Source organism: Solibacillus daqui (assembly GCF_028747805.1).
GTDB lineage: Bacteria > Bacillota > Bacilli > Bacillales_A > Planococcaceae > Solibacillus > Solibacillus daqui.
In genome coordinates, this window is the sequence record NZ_CP114887.1 from 436,865 (window position 1) to 454,248 (window position 17,384).

17 protein-coding genes are annotated in these 17,384 nt (G+C 36.2%); 11 read left to right on the top strand and 6 right to left on the bottom strand.

What is annotated here, in order from left to right; genetic code table 11:
- Positions 1-91 precede the first annotated feature (91 nt).
- Together O7776_RS02100 and O7776_RS02105 are read left to right on the top strand one after the other, a co-directional pair.
- Positions 92-949: a helix-turn-helix domain-containing protein gene (locus tag O7776_RS02100; protein WP_274309006.1), complete on the top strand. Its 858-nt coding sequence runs from the start codon at positions 92-94 to the stop codon at positions 947-949.
- A 141-nt stretch (positions 950-1,090) separates the two neighbouring features.
- Positions 1,091-1,504: a hypothetical protein gene (locus tag O7776_RS02105; protein WP_274309007.1), complete on the top strand. Its 414-nt coding sequence runs from the start codon at positions 1,091-1,093 to the stop codon at positions 1,502-1,504.
- 257 nt (positions 1,505-1,761) lie between these two features.
- On the opposite strand, the gene O7776_RS02110 is transcribed toward O7776_RS02105, so the two are convergent.
- Positions 1,762-2,724, bottom strand: coding sequence for a helix-turn-helix transcriptional regulator (locus O7776_RS02110; protein WP_274309008.1), 963 nt, complete (start codon positions 2,722-2,724; stop codon positions 1,762-1,764).
- Between the two features lie 108 nt (positions 2,725-2,832).
- Between O7776_RS02110 and O7776_RS02115 the strand changes: the two genes are divergently transcribed.
- Together O7776_RS02115 and O7776_RS02120 are read left to right on the top strand one after the other, a co-directional pair.
- Positions 2,833-3,324 (top strand): GyrI-like domain-containing protein, encoded by a 492-nt coding sequence (locus O7776_RS02115; protein WP_274309009.1) that lies wholly within the window; start codon positions 2,833-2,835, stop codon positions 3,322-3,324.
- A gap of 21 nt (positions 3,325-3,345) precedes the next feature.
- The gene (locus tag O7776_RS02120) at positions 3,346-3,810 is read left to right on the top strand and encodes a DUF8821 family protein (RefSeq protein ID WP_274309010.1); all 465 of its coding nucleotides are present in this window, start codon (positions 3,346-3,348) and stop codon (positions 3,808-3,810) included.
- Between the two features lie 160 nt (positions 3,811-3,970).
- On the opposite strand, the gene O7776_RS02125 is transcribed toward O7776_RS02120, so the two are convergent.
- The 4 genes from O7776_RS02125 to O7776_RS02140 all read right to left on the bottom strand — a co-directional run bounded on the left by O7776_RS02125 (position 3,971) and on the right by O7776_RS02140 (position 6,547).
- Entirely contained in the window at positions 3,971-4,399 is a 429-nt protein-coding gene (locus O7776_RS02125; protein ID WP_274309011.1) for a hypothetical protein, read from the bottom strand.
- 149 nt (positions 4,400-4,548) lie between these two features.
- Complete coding sequence (locus tag O7776_RS02130; RefSeq protein ID WP_274309012.1) at positions 4,549-4,938, bottom strand: MerR family transcriptional regulator; 390 nt, start codon at positions 4,936-4,938, stop codon at positions 4,549-4,551.
- Between the two features lie 12 nt (positions 4,939-4,950).
- Positions 4,951-5,268, bottom strand: a complete 318-nt coding sequence (locus tag O7776_RS02135; protein WP_274309013.1) for a hypothetical protein — start codon at positions 5,266-5,268, stop codon at positions 4,951-4,953.
- Between the two features lie 241 nt (positions 5,269-5,509).
- Complete coding sequence (locus O7776_RS02140) at positions 5,510-6,547, bottom strand: Cj0069 family protein (RefSeq protein WP_274309014.1); 1,038 nt, start codon at positions 6,545-6,547, stop codon at positions 5,510-5,512.
- 559 nt (positions 6,548-7,106) lie between these two features.
- Between O7776_RS02140 and helD the strand changes: the two genes are divergently transcribed.
- The 6 genes from helD to O7776_RS02170 all read left to right on the top strand — a co-directional run bounded on the left by helD (position 7,107) and on the right by O7776_RS02170 (position 14,560).
- The gene (gene helD, locus O7776_RS02145) at positions 7,107-9,326 is read left to right on the top strand and encodes an RNA polymerase recycling motor HelD (RefSeq protein ID WP_274309015.1); all 2,220 of its coding nucleotides are present in this window, start codon (positions 7,107-7,109) and stop codon (positions 9,324-9,326) included.
- Positions 9,327-9,347: 21 nt separating this feature from the next.
- Positions 9,348-10,163 (top strand): undecaprenyl-diphosphate phosphatase, encoded by an 816-nt coding sequence (locus O7776_RS02150; RefSeq protein WP_274309016.1) that lies wholly within the window; start codon positions 9,348-9,350, stop codon positions 10,161-10,163.
- Positions 10,164-10,477: 314 nt separating this feature from the next.
- Entirely contained in the window at positions 10,478-11,644 is a 1,167-nt protein-coding gene (locus tag O7776_RS02155) for an aminotransferase-like domain-containing protein (RefSeq protein ID WP_274309017.1), read from the top strand.
- A gap of 281 nt (positions 11,645-11,925) precedes the next feature.
- Complete coding sequence (locus O7776_RS02160) at positions 11,926-12,858, top strand: response regulator transcription factor (RefSeq protein WP_274309018.1); 933 nt, start codon at positions 11,926-11,928, stop codon at positions 12,856-12,858.
- Between the two features lie 146 nt (positions 12,859-13,004).
- Complete coding sequence (locus O7776_RS02165; RefSeq protein ID WP_274309019.1) at positions 13,005-13,853, top strand: ABC transporter ATP-binding protein; 849 nt, start codon at positions 13,005-13,007, stop codon at positions 13,851-13,853.
- Positions 13,850-14,560 (top strand): ABC transporter permease, encoded by a 711-nt coding sequence (locus O7776_RS02170; protein WP_274309020.1) that lies wholly within the window; start codon positions 13,850-13,852, stop codon positions 14,558-14,560. The genes O7776_RS02165 and O7776_RS02170 overlap by 4 nt, the downstream gene beginning before the upstream one ends.
- Before the next feature lie 310 nt (positions 14,561-14,870).
- On the opposite strand, the gene O7776_RS02175 is transcribed toward O7776_RS02170, so the two are convergent.
- The gene (locus O7776_RS02175; RefSeq protein WP_008404655.1) at positions 14,871-15,071 is read right to left on the bottom strand and encodes a cold-shock protein; all 201 of its coding nucleotides are present in this window, start codon (positions 15,069-15,071) and stop codon (positions 14,871-14,873) included.
- A gap of 497 nt (positions 15,072-15,568) precedes the next feature.
- On the opposite strand from O7776_RS02175, the gene O7776_RS02180 reads away from it, so the two are divergent.
- Positions 15,569-17,251, top strand: a complete 1,683-nt coding sequence (locus O7776_RS02180; RefSeq protein WP_274309021.1) for a methyl-accepting chemotaxis protein — start codon at positions 15,569-15,571, stop codon at positions 17,249-17,251.
- The last annotated feature ends 133 nt before the right edge of the window (positions 17,252-17,384 follow it).

Genomic DNA, 17,384 nt, shown 5'->3' on the forward strand with positions numbered 1-17,384 from the left:
GACCATAACAATCCCTCCTTTTAAAATAGAATACATCTTTTTACATTTTTGGATTATAATTATTCACATATGAATAACAAGGAGGATGTGTATGACACTTTCGGATACAATTCGTGATATTCGATTATCTAAAGGCTTATCTCAAAAACAAGTATCTAACGGATTTCTTTCACAAGGAAATTACTCTAAATTTGAGAATGAAACTATCGAAATAAATGCCTCCACATTTATCGGAATTCTAAATAATTTGAATATAGAACTTGAGGAATTCCTTTATATTAAAGATGGATATAGGTATTCAGATAAAGAAAGAATATTTAGAGACTTTTTTCGAGTACCTGTAAATAGCCAGGCATTATTAGAAAATCTAGTTTTGAAATGCGAAATTTACTTAGAAACCAATGCAGATTCTCTTGTTTCACTCATAAAAAAAATAAGCTTATTTTTAATTGAATCAATTAAAAGTAGTGATATATATTTCAATAAAGAACAAGCAAAAGATTTATTGGAGGAATTTTCAAGGAAAGAACACCTTTATATTAAGGATCTTTATTTAATAAATAGTATTTTTTTTTTATTTCCAATTGAGAGTGCAGATTTAACAATGGAATACATTGATAATACTTTAAAAAAATATGGGGATTTTCAGTCAATTAATCGACTTGAAGTAAATTTGCGTATGAACTATAGCTTAATGCTTATAAAAGAGAACCTAGAAGAAAATGCACTGCAACAAATAAATAGGACCTTACCCCTAGTAAAAAAATATAAATTAAGTGTACAAATGGGGATTCTTTATATTAGAATGGGGATTTGCCACAACAATCTTAAAATGAGTGAAGAGACAAATTACATTGAAAAGGGATTAGCAATACTAGCTGTATTAGAGGAAAACGACATATTGGCCAATATGAACAAAGAAATTAATAAATACCTACAAGTCGAGTAGGAAGCTAATTATTATTTAATGAGCCAACCTCTCACAACTGAACTTGATATTTTAGAAGCGACTATAGACAAGCATATTGATGTTTTTAAAGATTTTACGAAAGTCGTATTACAATTAGAGTGCTAATTACGGAGGATGATTATGTTAAATACACCTCTTGGACCTATTATGATATTGAACGGGCAACAAAAAATACCTTACACCTTTATACCACTTCCTAAAACCGCTCATTGCCCAAATGTAAACGGTCGCTTTTCAATTACAGTTCCTATTGTAGAATCACCTGCAACTATTCAATGTATTATTGAAAATGAATTGCTCAATAGCTATCCAGAGACAGGAGAAAATCTAGAAGCCCTTTCATTTTATAAAGATGATGTAAAATTAACAATTGGTATTACTGCAGATTTTACGACTACTGATGGCCAATTGCTGAAAAATGGGCTGGAAGTAAAAACAGCTTTTCCTATAGAATTTGGAGTTTGCTGGATTCAGCCAGTTACCGAATCAAATGATGTTGAAACGTTTTTTGGCGCTGATTTATTTTATAAATAAATGAAATATGGCGCGGTCAATATTAATTGACTGCGCCGTATTAAAAACCTCATTTACTTATGATACGGTTCACCGTAACAAATCTAAATGAGGTTTAACTTTTTTACTAAATTGAGTTTATTTAGTGCTGTTAAAAATGCTATGACCCTTTTAAAACATTTCTAACATTCGGAAACCTTTATCTTTTCGGGGTGTATAAAATAAAAGCAATTGGTAACTGGCCAAGCTCAAATCATTTGGGTTTTAACTAGTACTGCTTATGGGCAGTATAAGTATAATCTCTCTTGTAAACCTTCTAAAACTTCTTCTGGCATTTCCCTGACCTTGATATCCCTACCTAGGAAAAGTATCCAATTTGTTATTTCATTTAATTCTTCGGGATTATTAACATTGATAAAAGTCTTTAGAATGGCTGTGGCTTGGTACGGATTCGTATAGGAAATAGAAACTTTTAAAGGATGATATTTTTTGAACTGGGCAATCGCATTTGGACCTAGTTCAAGGACAAGGTTAATTACTTCTTCCTGCTTACTTAGTTTTTCTAAAATCTTTTTCTTACTTAGTCTATTTTTCGTAAGGTATGGTTCGACATTGGTGAGATTGTCGACAGGGAAAATCTGCCTCTTTTCATCCTTTAAGTTGAAACCTTCTATCAGCCAAAGGCCTTTTTCATGATAAAGGTGCAAGAGATAAATTGAATAATGCTTTATTAAATTCTCTTCTTTGATAGTAATTGATAAATAGCTATCCAAAAGAAGGATTTGGATGAGTTTTTCTAACATAGGATGGGGTAGGTCTGACATATCAAGTAAATCGGGATTATTCGGGTTGGTCCCTTCAAAAAGCAAGATTTGATTTAAAAGAATAAGGTCATCTTGCTGGTTTTCTGAGATGAGAAATAGTAATTTTTCAGCTAAAGACTGACGACTCTTTAGATAAGGGAGTTGTTTATTTCTTGTGGCCATAAAGGCAATAAAAAGAGCTTTAATCTCATTATCGGTAAAGCGAACAGTGGGCAGGACAGAGTTGTTCATAACAAAATACCCGCCATCCCTTCCAACTTCAGCGACAAGTGGCATTCCCGTGGCCTCAATTTCTCTGATGTCTCTGATAGCTGTTGAACGAGAAATGTTGAATTCTCGCATGATTTCAGAAATTGTAAAATGGGCGCGATTGTTGATATACCGCATGATAATATTAATACGTTCAACTTTTTTCATTGTTGCCTCCAAAACAGTATCATTTTTTGACATGATTTAAGGATATTATAAACTCATCAAGTGAAAAGACAAATCGTTTGATTAATAAAAACTAGGAGGATTTTGAAAATGGCAATTTATAACCTAGAAGAAAAAGATAGTTTTACCGTATTTGGTATTGGAACTGAGCTAACGAGCCATTACACCGACTTTGCTGGTATAAACAAGGAAAAAGCAGACTTTTGGCAGGCCGTCAGCCAAGATGGAAGACTAGATTCTTTAAAAGCGATAGCCACAAACGACTACGTTTTTATCGTGAACGAAGCCGTGAATAACAAGATGATGCATTATGCTGGCGTCATGACAGAGGCAGTAGCACCAGAACTAGGAGAAACAGAAACTAGAATTATCCAATTTCCTAAGGGCGAATACTTAGTTGTTAAAGGCGATGGGAATACGATTGATGAATTGTGTAATAAAGTGACAGGCATTGCTTTTGGTCAATCCTTACAAGAAGCAAACGATATTGCCTATGTTGGTGGACCTAATGCAGCGGTTGTAATGGAGCAGCGAAACGGTGTCTTTTATGGTGAAATGTTGATTCCTGTAGTTAGGAAATAAAGAGAAAAAGGAAGGTTGGAAATGGCCTATATCGTTGATTTTAAAAATATGTCCACAGTTGGCTTAGAGTCTTCTCCTGTAGCAGAAGCTCTAGCTGGTTTACGTGCTAATGAAGCCCGTTACTTTATGAACAAATACAAGCATGAATTTACGGTTGTACCAGCTAGCGAATCCTTCGAGTCCCTTGATTATGTGAACCGAATTTTGAAAGAAAATCGTGATATTGAGTTTGCGGCCAAACCTTTAGAAACTTCACGTTTTCAAGTAGAAAATATCAAATTTACTTACGTCTTTTATGAGGATGGTCTTTCGGTCAACGTCATGTATACGGTGGATGATCCTAAGAAGCGTGCTGTTGGTTTTAAGCTTTCTGAGGGGATGGAGGTACCTAAGGAATTAGAAGGAAAGTTTAAGTTTGCTAGGCAGAAGTCTAAGTTAGCTGGAACAATACGGGGCTCATATTTTGTAATTAAAGGTGAATATTAAATAAAGTAAAAACAACTATACATGCAACAAATGTTCATCTAGGTATAACAAAACAGCACCACTCCATCAGATTAGAGGGTGCTGTAACTTATTTTGCAAAAACCTCATTTACTTATGGTAAGGTTGGCTAAATGCGTTTTTTTATTGAAATAAAATTAGACTATTCATGGATGAATTTTATATAAAATTTCTCATCTATATAAACTGATTGATGAACTACTTCATTTAAATTAAATTCTAAATTACCTTCAATAGAATCTATTTCTTCACCAATCCAGCAATAATAAAGCTCACAAATATCGCCCTTTGGAATAATCATTTTAAGTTGTTCACAAAAAGCATTGAAGGTAGCTTTAGCTTTTATAAAATTATGCGGCGAATATTTTTCATTATATTCTGTCATTTGCCAAATGCTTTCGTATCCATAATTGAAATCAATTTCATAAGCAAATGGTGTTGAAAAAACATTTTTTTTAATAGTTAAACCTTCTTCTCTACAGTTATCTAATACAAATAAAGATTCTTCAATATTATCATTGTCGGCGATCCGTATTTCATTATTTGTACCTAAACATAAAATCATACTCATTTATTTTGCTCCTAAAAAAGTAGCACCAATACTAAATCGATGCTACTAAAAACACCTCACTTACTTATGATACGGTTCTCCGTTACACACCTAAGTGCGGTTTATTGAAAGTAATTATTTTCTACAAATCTTTATTAAGCATAAAAATTCTAACCCTTATTTCTTTCTAATAGTTGCTCAATTTTATGATCTGCTTTTAGTAATACCTGTTTTATTTGCTTAATGTTATTTTCCCTTTGTACCATTTGTACATATTTGTTATGAAATATCTCTTTTATTTGAAGAACATTTTGAATTTCTTCTTGTGTTAATTTTTTATTTTGATCCGTATTTTTCGACCACTCAAAAAGCATTTTAATTTCTAATAGTGAAAATCCAGTTTGTTTAAGTTTAATGATGGTTTCAATTAGAATGATTTCATTATTGTTATAGTCACGATGTTTATTTTTAATTTCTGGATGTAATAAACCTATCTTTTCATAGTATCGAATAGTATCTTTACTAATACCGGTACGCTCTGCAAATTCACCAATTTTCACCAATACCACCTACTATTTTATAAATTTATAAACCATTAGAAGGATTATACTATGGAAAATGAAACGAATGATATGGTGACCGTACTTAATTCGTCCATTTGTTACTTTCCCTTGAATAATCGTCAATATATGTAGCAAAATAAATAGGAAAATTAGTAATATAAACAGCAAGTCTTTATTTGGTATAAATAAGATTAAAATTATACCTGTTGATATAATAACAAATAATAAGGCTCGTACATGATATCCTACATCTTTCCATTGTTTGATACCTGCTAATCCCGTTAAAAATGCATATAATCCAATCAATATATACGTCACAATAGCCATTTCCATCACTCCATTCTTTTAATATATTCACTTTAAAAGATGGAGTTAACTCCATGTCAATACTAAAAAACAGCCTACCTTTTTCATAGACTGTTCTAAAACATATATGAAACCGCACTTACTTATGGTACGGTTCACCTTATCTAATGCTAAAAACTACTCTATTTAAAAATCTCGCACATACGATCATACACTAGCCCACCCAAAACGAAACTTACTACGAAGCGTTTTTCAAGTCCGCTTAAACCCGTACCGTCTCGTTAATACAAGCCAAAATCTCCTCTGCCACATTATGCGCAAGTTCTAGCTCAGATGTGAAGCCCACGCATGAGCAGTTCATTTCGCCTAAGATGTATGTATCTTGGCCATTTTCATCTGTATCTAATATGAAATCGGCTGTCCAAATCAGTGGTAAATCATAGCCTCCTAATAGGGAAGTGACTTCATCTAGCTGACCTAAAAAGCCGTGTACAAGCGTTACCCAATCATCTGGGCTATCATAACGGTATTGCGCGCCTGAGAACAATGTCGCGCTAAATGCGTCTGCATCTTCAGCGGGCTTTTTGTGTACCACATTAATCGGCTTGTCGCGCAGCATGAATAGACGAATTTCGCCTTCTTTAATGCGTGGTAGGAATGTCATATCCACAAGCATGCCGTTTACGCCAACGATGTATTGCTCACAAAATGACATGAAGGCATCGAGCTCATGGTATTCTACATGATTGTCCTTTGCTTCCGTGCATTTAACTTTCGCGTTTAATGGCACAACTAAATCGCCATCCTCTAACTCGTCTACTAACTGCACGCGCCAAATACCTTCACCCGTTGACCCACGATTTTGCTTTAACACGCGCTCACCGTTAGCAAGTGATTTCGGGAATGTTGCTTTAAATTCTTCAATTGTATAGTAGGCATACGTATCTTCAGGAACTAATGACGTATGACGTAGCTTCACTAGTGCATCCTTCGCACCGTAACCGATCATCGCATCAGGGTGTGGCATCCCAACAACACCTGCTGCACATAATTCACGTAGCATCTCGAAATACTCGGCTTCATGCGCTAAGTTCCCAGGGTTGATACGTGATACGTAAGCTATCGCATTGTCTTTAACGTAGTTAAAAATTTCATCGCGCTTTTCTAACTCAAAGAAAATAACTTCTGCATCCTGCTCACGCTGTTTTAATGCTTCTACCATGGGCATCGTATCTGGACGATAACCATCTGGCCCTTTATCACTTCCACCTTGTACTTCAAAAAATATGACTTTTTTCAAAATGTAATGCTCCTTTCGAATTATGGCTTACAGGTTCATCATAGCTTAAAAAAAGAAATAGTAATATTAAGAAATTATAGCGATATTGTTACAAAATGCTGTATTTACCTTAATATAGCTCGAATAAAGCAAAGGTAAATACTCGTCTTTAACAAAAAATAAAGTGTAAATGTATAGATTTATAGTAATTTTTGAACTGTATAATAAATATTAATTTTAAGATTATCGAATGAATTATCGAATGAAAAACGAGAAATGAATAAATCTAAAAGAAAAAGCATGAAAAGTGCAAGAACAGTCCAAAATCAATAAATCATCAAAAATAGGCAAATCAAAATGCCAGCAATTAAAAATCTGCTCTAGTTAAAAATGCTAAAATTTTTGAATAAATTGTGTCGGCATTGAATATAGTTTGAGGTTTGAAAATGTTAGAAAAATGGAAAAAAGAAAAGTTGGCGTACAACGATTGAATGAAATGTCATTTTGTTGTAGCATGTATTTTTACGTAAAAGTGCGAAATGAAAGTTTTTACTTTCCAAGCATTTGGAGGCGACCGAAGATGGAACTAACGATTTGGCAGCAAGAACAAACACATTTAAAAGAAATTAGTACGCTGTTAAAAAAACATATTGTGGATTTAGAAACGCAATTACAAAAACAAAAAAGCGAAATTGTTGAGGAACGCACACAAGCTTCGGCGGAGTTTAATGATGTGTCGGGTGAAAACGCCATTCAATTTTCGCAGATGCTACAAACGATGCAGTTACGAGAGCGCGAATATTTGCAGCAAAGTGATCAGCTAGCAAAGGCGCAAATTTTATATAAAAGCCCTTATTTTGGCCGTATCTCGATTGAAAATGAACAGGGCGAGAAGGAACATTTATATATCGGACTTTCAACATTCCGTGAACAACAAACCGATGACGTCTTAATTTTTGACTGGCGTGCACCGATTTCGAGCTTGTTTTATGAAAATAAGGTCGGTATGTCACGCTATCAAATTCCGAATGGCGAATACATTGATGTTCTAATCGAGGGGCGCCGTCAATATAAAATAAAGTATGATGAGCTAATGCAGCTGTTTGATGCCGATATTTATGTAGGCGACGAAGTGTTACAGGGGTTATTAACGGATACGGCAAAAGAAAAGATGAAGTCCATTGTCGCAACAATTCAAAGTGACCAAAATCTTGTTATACGCTCATCCAATAAGGATAATTTAATTGTACTTGGGCCACCAGGTAGTGGTAAAACCTCGGTAGCGATGCAACGAATTGCTTTTCTACTATATGAATATCGCCAGTCGATGAATGCACGCAGTATTTTACTCATTTCACCGTCAGACCTGTTCAACGACTATATTTCTAATGTATTACCTGAGCTAGGTGAAGAAAATGTGCAACATACGACGTACTTTCATTTAGCGAAAGATGTAAAGCTATCGCACTATAAAATCGAAACAAATTACGAAAATATCGAACGTCTCTACACAGCAAGCCCAGATGCGCGAGCAAGCTATGCCTTTAAAGGTTCACATGGCTATGTAAAGCAGCTGCTCCATTACATTGAAAGTGTAAAAAAAGCAGGGATGCCGTTTTATAACTTAAAAATTGGCGAGGAGCTCTTCGCCTCTGCGAAAAAAATATCAGAGCTATTTTACACGCGCTTTGGCGGTTTAGATATTGATTTTCGCCTAAAGAAAATTCGTACACTGTTACTCGAAAAAATCACGCAGCGTAAAGTGAAGGATCGCAAAGCATTTATGAAGGAATTACAAGCGGTCACAACGTACATCGGTACGGATAAAGAAATCGAACAGCAAGTAAATGAGCGATTACAAAAGAAATACGGCAAACTTGAAATGACCATCCAGCAGCTCGGCTTTGTAAATCTGAACAAAATGTATGTGCAATCACTGGCTTATCAAAAGGATGATTTATGGACACAATCTGTTTCGCAAGCGACAGCAGAAACATTAAAAAAGCGCACAATCTATTATGAAGATTTAGCACCGATGATGTACTTGCAAGCGGTTGTCAAAGGCATGTACGCCGACAATACCATTAAGCATATCGTTATCGATGAAATTCAGGATTATTCGTATTTGCAGCTGCTAGCCATTAAAGCGATGCATCCCAAAGCGCATTACACATTACTGGGCGACAAAAATCAGCTCGTGCATCCACAAATGAAGGATTCCCTTGCAGAACCATTAGCCAAGCATTTTAAAGTAATCGAGCTCAACAAATCGTACCGTTCTACAAATGAAATTACCGATTTCATGAGTGCGATATTAAATAATACAACAACGCTTTCACTGGGAGTCGCAGGAGACAAGCCACAAATCATTCAAACAAATGATTTGCTAGGAAAAATAAAAGACTTAGCAGAAACGCAGTATGAAACGAACGACAGTTTTGTCATCCTGTGCAAAAATAAAGCCGTATGTGAGCAGCTATACACAGATTTGAAGCCGTTCATTCCTGAGCTACAATTGATTACCGAAAAGCAAAAGGTCTATATGAAAGGACTGCTCATTATGCCCGGCTATATGGCGAAGGGCTTTGAGTTTACGACGGTTGTGTTAGCTGATGCAAATGCGCACGTTTATGCTGAAGATATGGACGCGTATTTGCTGTACACAATTGCTTCTCGTGCGACACGTAAATTATTTTTACTAACGGAAGGGACATTACCAAAAGCGCTTGCACATATTGGTGAGCAGTATTTTCGTAAAGAAGTGAACATATTGGGGAATAAAGCGTCTAACAAAAGATAACTATTTTTTTAGGAGATGCAGATGGAAAACTTCGATTTGATTTTAATTTTAAAGCATTTGATCATCGGCTTAGTGCAAGGTTTTACGGAGCCAATTCCAGTTTCATCAAGCGGCCATGTCATGATTGCTAGTGAGATTTTAGGAATGGGTGAGCAAGGCTTTACGTTCGCAATTTTAACAAACACCGCGTCACTAATTGCGATTATGTATATTTACCGTGAAGATATTATACGATTAATGACAGGCTTTTTGTTATTTATTAAAACACGTAAAAAGCGCTATCGAGCAGATTTCAACTTCGCTTTATATATCATTATCGGCTCGATTCCAGCTGGTGTGTTAGGGATTTTGTTGAGCGATTATATTGCGGACAATGTGAGTATGACATTGATTGCGATGATGCTATTTGTGACCGGGATTGCCCTATGGTTAATTCGGAATATGCGCGGTACAAAACGGGATGGCGATTTAACTGCAAAAGATGCTTTTATCGTAGGTCTTGGGCAAGCGGTCGCTTTAACACCCGGGATTAGCCGTTCAGGTGCAACAATTATCTCGTCGATTGCAGTCGGCATGAAACAAGAAACCGCATTACGCTTTTCGTTTATGCTATACATACCAGTAAGCTTAGGCGGAGTTGTACTAGGAATTAGCGATTTTATCGATGAGCCAAACAAAATGGACTTGGCACTTCCGTATGCAGTCACATTCTTTGCGACATTATTCATGACCTACTTTGCCATGCGTTGGTTCATGGGCATTATGAAAAACGGAAAACTACATTATTTCACCTACTACTGCTTCCTAGTAGGTGCACTGCTGTTGATTTTCTTCTAAACCAATTCGAAGCATCATTTCTATTTAAGAAGGGAATGGTGCTTTTTTCTAATTAAAACAACCGCTGTCTCGCTTAGCGTAGCAGAACGAATTTCATTAGATAAATCCACTTGAATCTAAATTTTGTATTGGAAAATACGTGTTATGAAGATTAAGTAAACGTTTTTTCAAAAACTCTGTAAACACTAACGCATTCATGTCATAATTCTACTAACAGTCGGTAAGTATATGCTAAAAAGTGACATGCCTATTGTAACGTAAACTAAAAAATGATAAAATTTTGAAAATTTAAAATAAAGGGAAGAGAACTCAACATGCAATATTCTGATAGTATTTTAAACACACCATCCTCATTCATCCGCAACATTTTGAAAGTAACGGATTCTGCGGATGTCATTTCATTTGCAGGTGGTTTACCGAATCCGATTTCATTTCCAATCGATGCGCTAAAAGCGTCAGTAAATCAAGCAATTGATGAGAGTGGTGCAAAGCTGTTCCAATATTCAACGACACAAGGTTATTTACCGCTGCGTCAGTATATTGCAGAAAAATACAATAAAAAACAACCCGGCTTAAACTACACAGCCGATGATGTATTAATTACAACAGGTTCACAGCAAGCGTTAGAACTGATTTCAAAAGTTCTTTTAAACAAGGGAGACGGCGTTGTTATTGAAGAACCTGGCTATTTAGGGGCAATCCAGGCGTTCACATTACGCGAGCCACAATTTTATGGCGTGACGTTAGAAAACGAGGGCATTAATGTTGCCGAATTAAAGACCGCATTAAAACAGCCAAATGTAAAAATGGTGTATACGGTACCGAACTTCCAAAATCCAACGGGGCTAACGTATACGAAAGAGCGTCGTGAAGCGGTTTATGAAGCCATTAAGGACGAAGATGTTATTTTCATCGAGGACGATCCATACGGTGAATTACGTTTTACTGGAGAGCATTTACCGTACATCGCAGCAGGGAAAATGACAAATAGCGTCGTGCTTGGTTCGTTTTCGAAAACGGTAACACCAGGTATGCGTTTAGGCTATGTTTTAACGAAAAATCATGAGCTACTAAATCATATCGAAACAGCCAAACAAGCGTCTGATTTGCATACGAACATTTTTGCACAATATATTTTACATGACTATTTAACAAACAATGCCTACGAAGAGCATGTCGAAAAAATTATCGCACTCTATAAAGAACAGGCAAATGCGATGTTAGCGGCAATGGATAAATATTTCCCAGCACATGTTTCGTACACAAAACCAGAGGGCGGCATGTTCATTTGGGTAACGATGAACAACGGAGCCAACGCACTAGACAAATTCCACGAAGCAATGGAACAAAAAGTCGCCTTTGTACCGGGGAATCCATTCTATACATCAAAATCAGACGTCAACACAATGCGTCTGAATTATACAAACGCTACACCTGAAATGATAGAAGAGGGCATTAAGCGCTTAGGTCAAATTTTATAAAGTGAAACTTTGCTCGGTGGGTTTTTTATCCCCACCGAGCATTAGCTTTCACCAATCGGGCTTTTAGGGACAGTTGATCGCCCAATTAGCTGTATCATTTCATTTGCCAAATTGAAGAGGGCGTCTTACTGTCCCTTAATGCGGGATAATACACATACGAAAAGCCATTGTCTTGAATTTACACAGGACAATGGCTTTAAATTTGCATAAAATTCAAATATATGGGAATAAACGATATAATAGTGGTAATCGGATTTTCGACAGAGAAGGAGTGTATTGTTATGCAATTAAAAATTGACGAAGTAATCGAATTAGGAGAATCACTTTTACCTCCGTTTCTATTGGATTTTCAACAAGCCATCACGAACATTTACACGGATGTGACAAAGCTAAACTTATTAAAAGATCAATTACAAAAGAAGAGGGAAATTTATATCCACACGCAACAGCTAGGGCATTATGAAAAGCTAACCGTTGCAGAGACATTTCGCTTTTATAACGATTTATATAATGGAAAGCAGTCGACGGAGCAGTTAATAAAAGAATTTGATTTTGAACAGCAGCGAAAAACGCGCGTTAGTGAACTTTCAACGAATGAACGCCAAGTGTTAAGTTTTATCCAACCTTATTTAGAAGAAAAAAAGCACTATGTATTCATTGAGCCATTTCAAAATTTACAATCAAACGAACGAAAGTTGCTTTTACATTTAATGCTGCAGTTTAAGCAAGTGCATAAAAATGTTTTAATACTTTCGAATAATTTAGAGCATTTACTTATGGTAGGTGGCGACATTTTTAGACTTGATACAGATGGCTTACATACGTTAGATGTAAAAGATGAACAACCTGACTCAGCCCCAATCGAAACAATCCAAATAAAAATTGAAAAAATTCCAACGAAAGCAAATGACAAAATTATTTTATTTAATCCCCCTGAAATTGATTACATAGAAAGTGTGGAAGGGGAAGTTTACATATATGTTGCTGGAGAAGGGTATTCATGTGCGTGGACGTTAAATGAATTAGAAAAACGACTCACGCATTTTGGCTTTTTTAGATGCCACCGTTCTTATATCGTCAATTTGCAAAAGGTAAGTGAAATCATTTCATGGACACGCAACAGCTATAGCTTAGTTTTACAAGGGACTGCTAAATCAGAAGTGCGGCTTTCTCGAAATAAGTTAGCAGAACTGAAGGAGCTTGTCGGAATTTAACGTATTTCCTGGGAAATTTCCTGTACCATTCATCGTCATATAACACGAAACAGTAACAAAAAGCTACAACTCACGTGCATAATAATGCATGAGCTGACAGAGTCCTTTAAATTGATGATAACAACCGAATTAAAGGAGGCACCAATATGACAACGATTATTGATGTGCAAAACATGCGAATGAAATTTGGAAGCGAGGAAGCATTAAAGGATGTTTCGTTTTCCATTAAAAAAGGAGAGATTTTTGGCTTCTTAGGACCAAGCGGTTCAGGCAAGACAACAACCATTAAAATACTGACAGCGCAATTAACGCAGTCAAGTGGCCATGCTTTTGTTTTCGGGCAGCCTGCGAGTGAAATGCATAAGCCACAGCAAAAAGCGAAAATAGGCTTACTTACGGATAATAGCGGACTTTATCAACGCTTAACGGTCGAAGAGAATTTATTATTATACAGTAATTTATACGGTATTTCGAATACCGCTGTTGAAGAAGCATTACAATTTGTTAATTTGCAAAATCAACGTAAGAAAAAGGTCAACCAGCTTTCAAAAGGGATGCTGCAGCGTGTCATTTTAGCGCGAACAATTATGCATAAACCGCAGCTATTGTTTTTAGATGAGCCGACATCCGCGCTAGATCCTGTGAATGCGCAACATATTTATAGAGGCTTACGAAAATTAAATGAATTAGGCACGACGATCTTTTTGACAACGCACAATATGGCAGAAGCAGAGCTACTTTGTGACCGCGTTGCCTTCTTACACAAAGGGGAAATTCGCGAATTGGATACACCCGCTGCCTTAAAGAAAAAGTACAGTGACCATTCATTTACTATTGAATTAGATACAGGGGAGCGACATGTTGTTGTGAATGGCGAGGAAGATGCCGTAAGCGTAATGAACTGGATGAAAAATGATCAAATCGCACGTATGCATTCAAATGAGCCATCATTAGGGGATATTTTTGTAAAATTAACAGGGAGTGATTTACTATGAACGTATCATTAAAACGTATTCAAGCTATTTTCATGAAGGATTATAAAGAATTTTCTCGAAATTACGCAATTTCAATGGTAATCTTTTTACCACTTATTTTAGCCCTTATGTACCGCCAAACAGGTGCAGAATCGATACAAAGTTACTTTTTACCACTCAATATGACATTTTCGATGGTAACAGCATATGTACAATCGTGTTTAATTGCGGAAGAAAAAGAACGCAATACATTACGTAGTCTCATGATGTCACCTGCATCAATAGCGGATATTTTATTAGGAAAAAGCTTGCTTGTCTTTATCGTGACTGGGGTCATTTTAGCGGTAAGTGCGTATATTGTTGGGTACGCTCCGAGTCAAGTAGTCCCTATTGTTTTGGTTTTAGCGATTTCAACGGTATTTTATTTAGCTGTCGGAACAATTTGTGGCTTATTTACAAAGTCTGTAATGGAAGCATCATTAGCGGTTTTACCCATCATACTCGTGTTTTCGTTTGGTCCAATGGCCTTGAATTTAACTGAAACGAACGTTATGTATAAAATTGCACAATGGCTACCAAGTGCGCAGTTGGTAATTTTAGCAGAACATTCGCAGCAGGGCGCTTCAGTGGGGGAGATTGTCCAACCATTACTACTGATTACTATTTGGACAGTGGTCGCAATTGTCATAGCAGTTCTTTTATTTAAAAAACGAACAAAAGATGAATAGATTGAACTTGTTTTTGCGGAAGCAAGTTAAAGCCTAGGCAGATGACATAGATTTTTGGATGCGTTTTTAGAGCCAACTTGAAAAAAATCTGCATGCAGTTACGCCTCGGTGTAATTGTATGGACATGAGGTTGGGACAACAGGTGAGATTTTAGCAGACCCGTTAAAATTTCGTTTTGTCCCAGCCTCTTTTTTTATAGGGGCTTGCTGTTTTATCTAGAAATGAAAATAGCTATTTTACATAATAAAAGAAGCACACTCACAAAGAGTGTGCTTCTTGCAACTAACTATATGAACTTAATTCGTTAAAATTAAAGTTTTGTAACGTTAGTAGCTTGTGGTCCGCGGTTACCTTCTTCAACGTCGAACTCAACTTTTTGACCTTCGTCTAAAGTTTTGAATCCTTCACCTTGGATAGCTGAGAAGTGTACGAATACGTCGTTGCCGCCTTCAACTTCGATGAAACCGAAACCTTTTTCTGAGTTAAACCATTTTACTGTACCTTGTTGCATGAGAGAAAACCTCCAAAAAATAAATTGTATAAATTGCTAAATGTATAAAAAAATTCACACATTAAAAAAGGGAGCGTAGACGTTCACTTTTTTAATATGTGAATTAATCGTTAACAGCTAAGCAATTTAATTATTCTCATTGTATAACAACTTTATCCAACTGTCTACAATATTTTAATGAAATAGCGAGAAAATTTTTGATTTTTCGTATAAATGAAGGAAGTAATGGAATTAAACAAGCAATTTGAATATTTTTGTACCACGTACTTTTCTAAATAAAAGATTAAAAAATTATCCGATAATTTTATACAATTATTAGCTAGGTAAGCTCAAAAAATATTGTTGAAGTTGTTCATATACAATAAATATACTATATTTTGATTTTTTGGGTGTACTAAGAATTAAGAATAATTCAAAATTTCTGCTGACTTTTTACCTAAGACATGTATATAATTTTGCTTGGACAGTAAAAATTCTGAAAAATGGAGTGGTACGAGATGAAATATTCAATTTCAAAAAAATTATGGCTATCCTTTTCAATTTCAATTGTACTTATTCTTCTTGTTAACGGTATTGGATCAGTGGCATTAAGTACTGTAAATAGTAAGTATGAAGATATTTTAGACCGTGAAATGCAACGTATAATTTATGCAAAGGATATAGAAATTGCTCAAAAGGATTTATCAACAAAATTAACGGAATACGTTGTATTAAATAAAGCAACAGCAAAATCAAGTATTGCGAGTGAAATCGAAAAACAAGAGAAGGCTGTAGCAGGGTTGCTCGAATTAAATGATGACAAAGCTTCTGAACAATTGCTAAAGCAGCTACAAGAAAAACAAAGCTTGTTAGTTGAAGCCAATAATACATTGATGGAATTGAAAGAAAAAGGACAAAGCATCTCTAAAGCGCAGCTTACTTCCATGAGTATTAATTCAGAAGTTTTGAATATTATTAGTGAACTTGTGGAAGTACAACAACAAAATATAGAGAATACGCGTGCAGAAATAGAGCGATTTCAGCGTATAGCCTTTATTACGATGCTGGCTTTAACGGTTGTTGCCACTGCACTTGCGTTAGCTGTTTCGACGTATATGAGCCGTCATATCTCAAAACCGGTAAACAAGGTTACTACGGCACTTGAGGAAATCGCACAAGGTAACTTAATGATTCAACCACTACATATTAAGAACAAAGATGAAATCGGATTAATGGGGAAGAGCTTTAACAAAATGCTAGAAGATTTGCGAAATATTGTGTCCAATGTAAGGGATTCTTCTAAGCAAGTGGCTTCGAATGCGGATGAGTTATCAGCGAGCTCGCAGGAAAGTTTAGCTTCTTCTCAAATGGTCGCAACTTCAGCGGAAAAACAATTAGCAACAAGTTCGGAGCAATCAAGCTTTATGAGTGCATCGATTGATTCGATGGAGGAACTACGTATAAGCGTTGACCAAATTTCAGGGGATAACGAGCAAATGCTTCACGCAACGAATGAAGTGAAAACGTTAATCGGCCGAGGTGCAACATCGATTCAAAATGTCGTCACGCAAATGGAAATCATCCATGAAACATTCGCCAACACAACAACTATGATGCATGAAATGGAGCAACACTCAACCGGCATTCAACAAATTACCGGGCTTATTACTGATATTGCAGATCAAACCAATCTTCTAGCATTAAATGCGGCAATTGAAGCGGCACGTGCAGGAGAACATGGTAAAGGGTTTGCAGTTGTAGCTGATGAAGTTAGAAAACTTGCAGAGCAATCGAAAAACTCTGCTACTGAAATCGAGCGCATGGTGCAGCAAATTCAGCAAACATCAAGTGAGGCAACGAGAACTATTGTTAATGGTGGCACGAAGGTGAATGCAGGGATGGAAAAAACAACAGAATCGTTACAAGTGTTCCTAAAAATCGAAACAGGCATTGAAGATGTCGTGCACAGCGTCGAATCTGTATCGACGGCAGTTGAAGCCATTCAAGCGATGACAGGAGCAGTCTCAGATAGTGCAAAGCGTGTGCAACTACTTGCAACTCAAACAGCAAATATCGCAAGTGACACAAGTGCGGCAACTGAAGAACAGCTTGCATCAACCGAAGAAATTTCCGCAAATGCACAGGCATTATCGGAATTAGCCGAACAATTACAGCTCGAAGTAAATCATTTCAAACTATAATTAAAATGCGCCATTAGCAGTTTGTTCGCTAATGGCGCATTTTTTTAGCCCATAGTGAACGATACTTTACGAATGCGCTCAACAGTTCATTGCTCCCGAAATAGGTGCTCGTTTTGATGTGTGTTATAGTAAA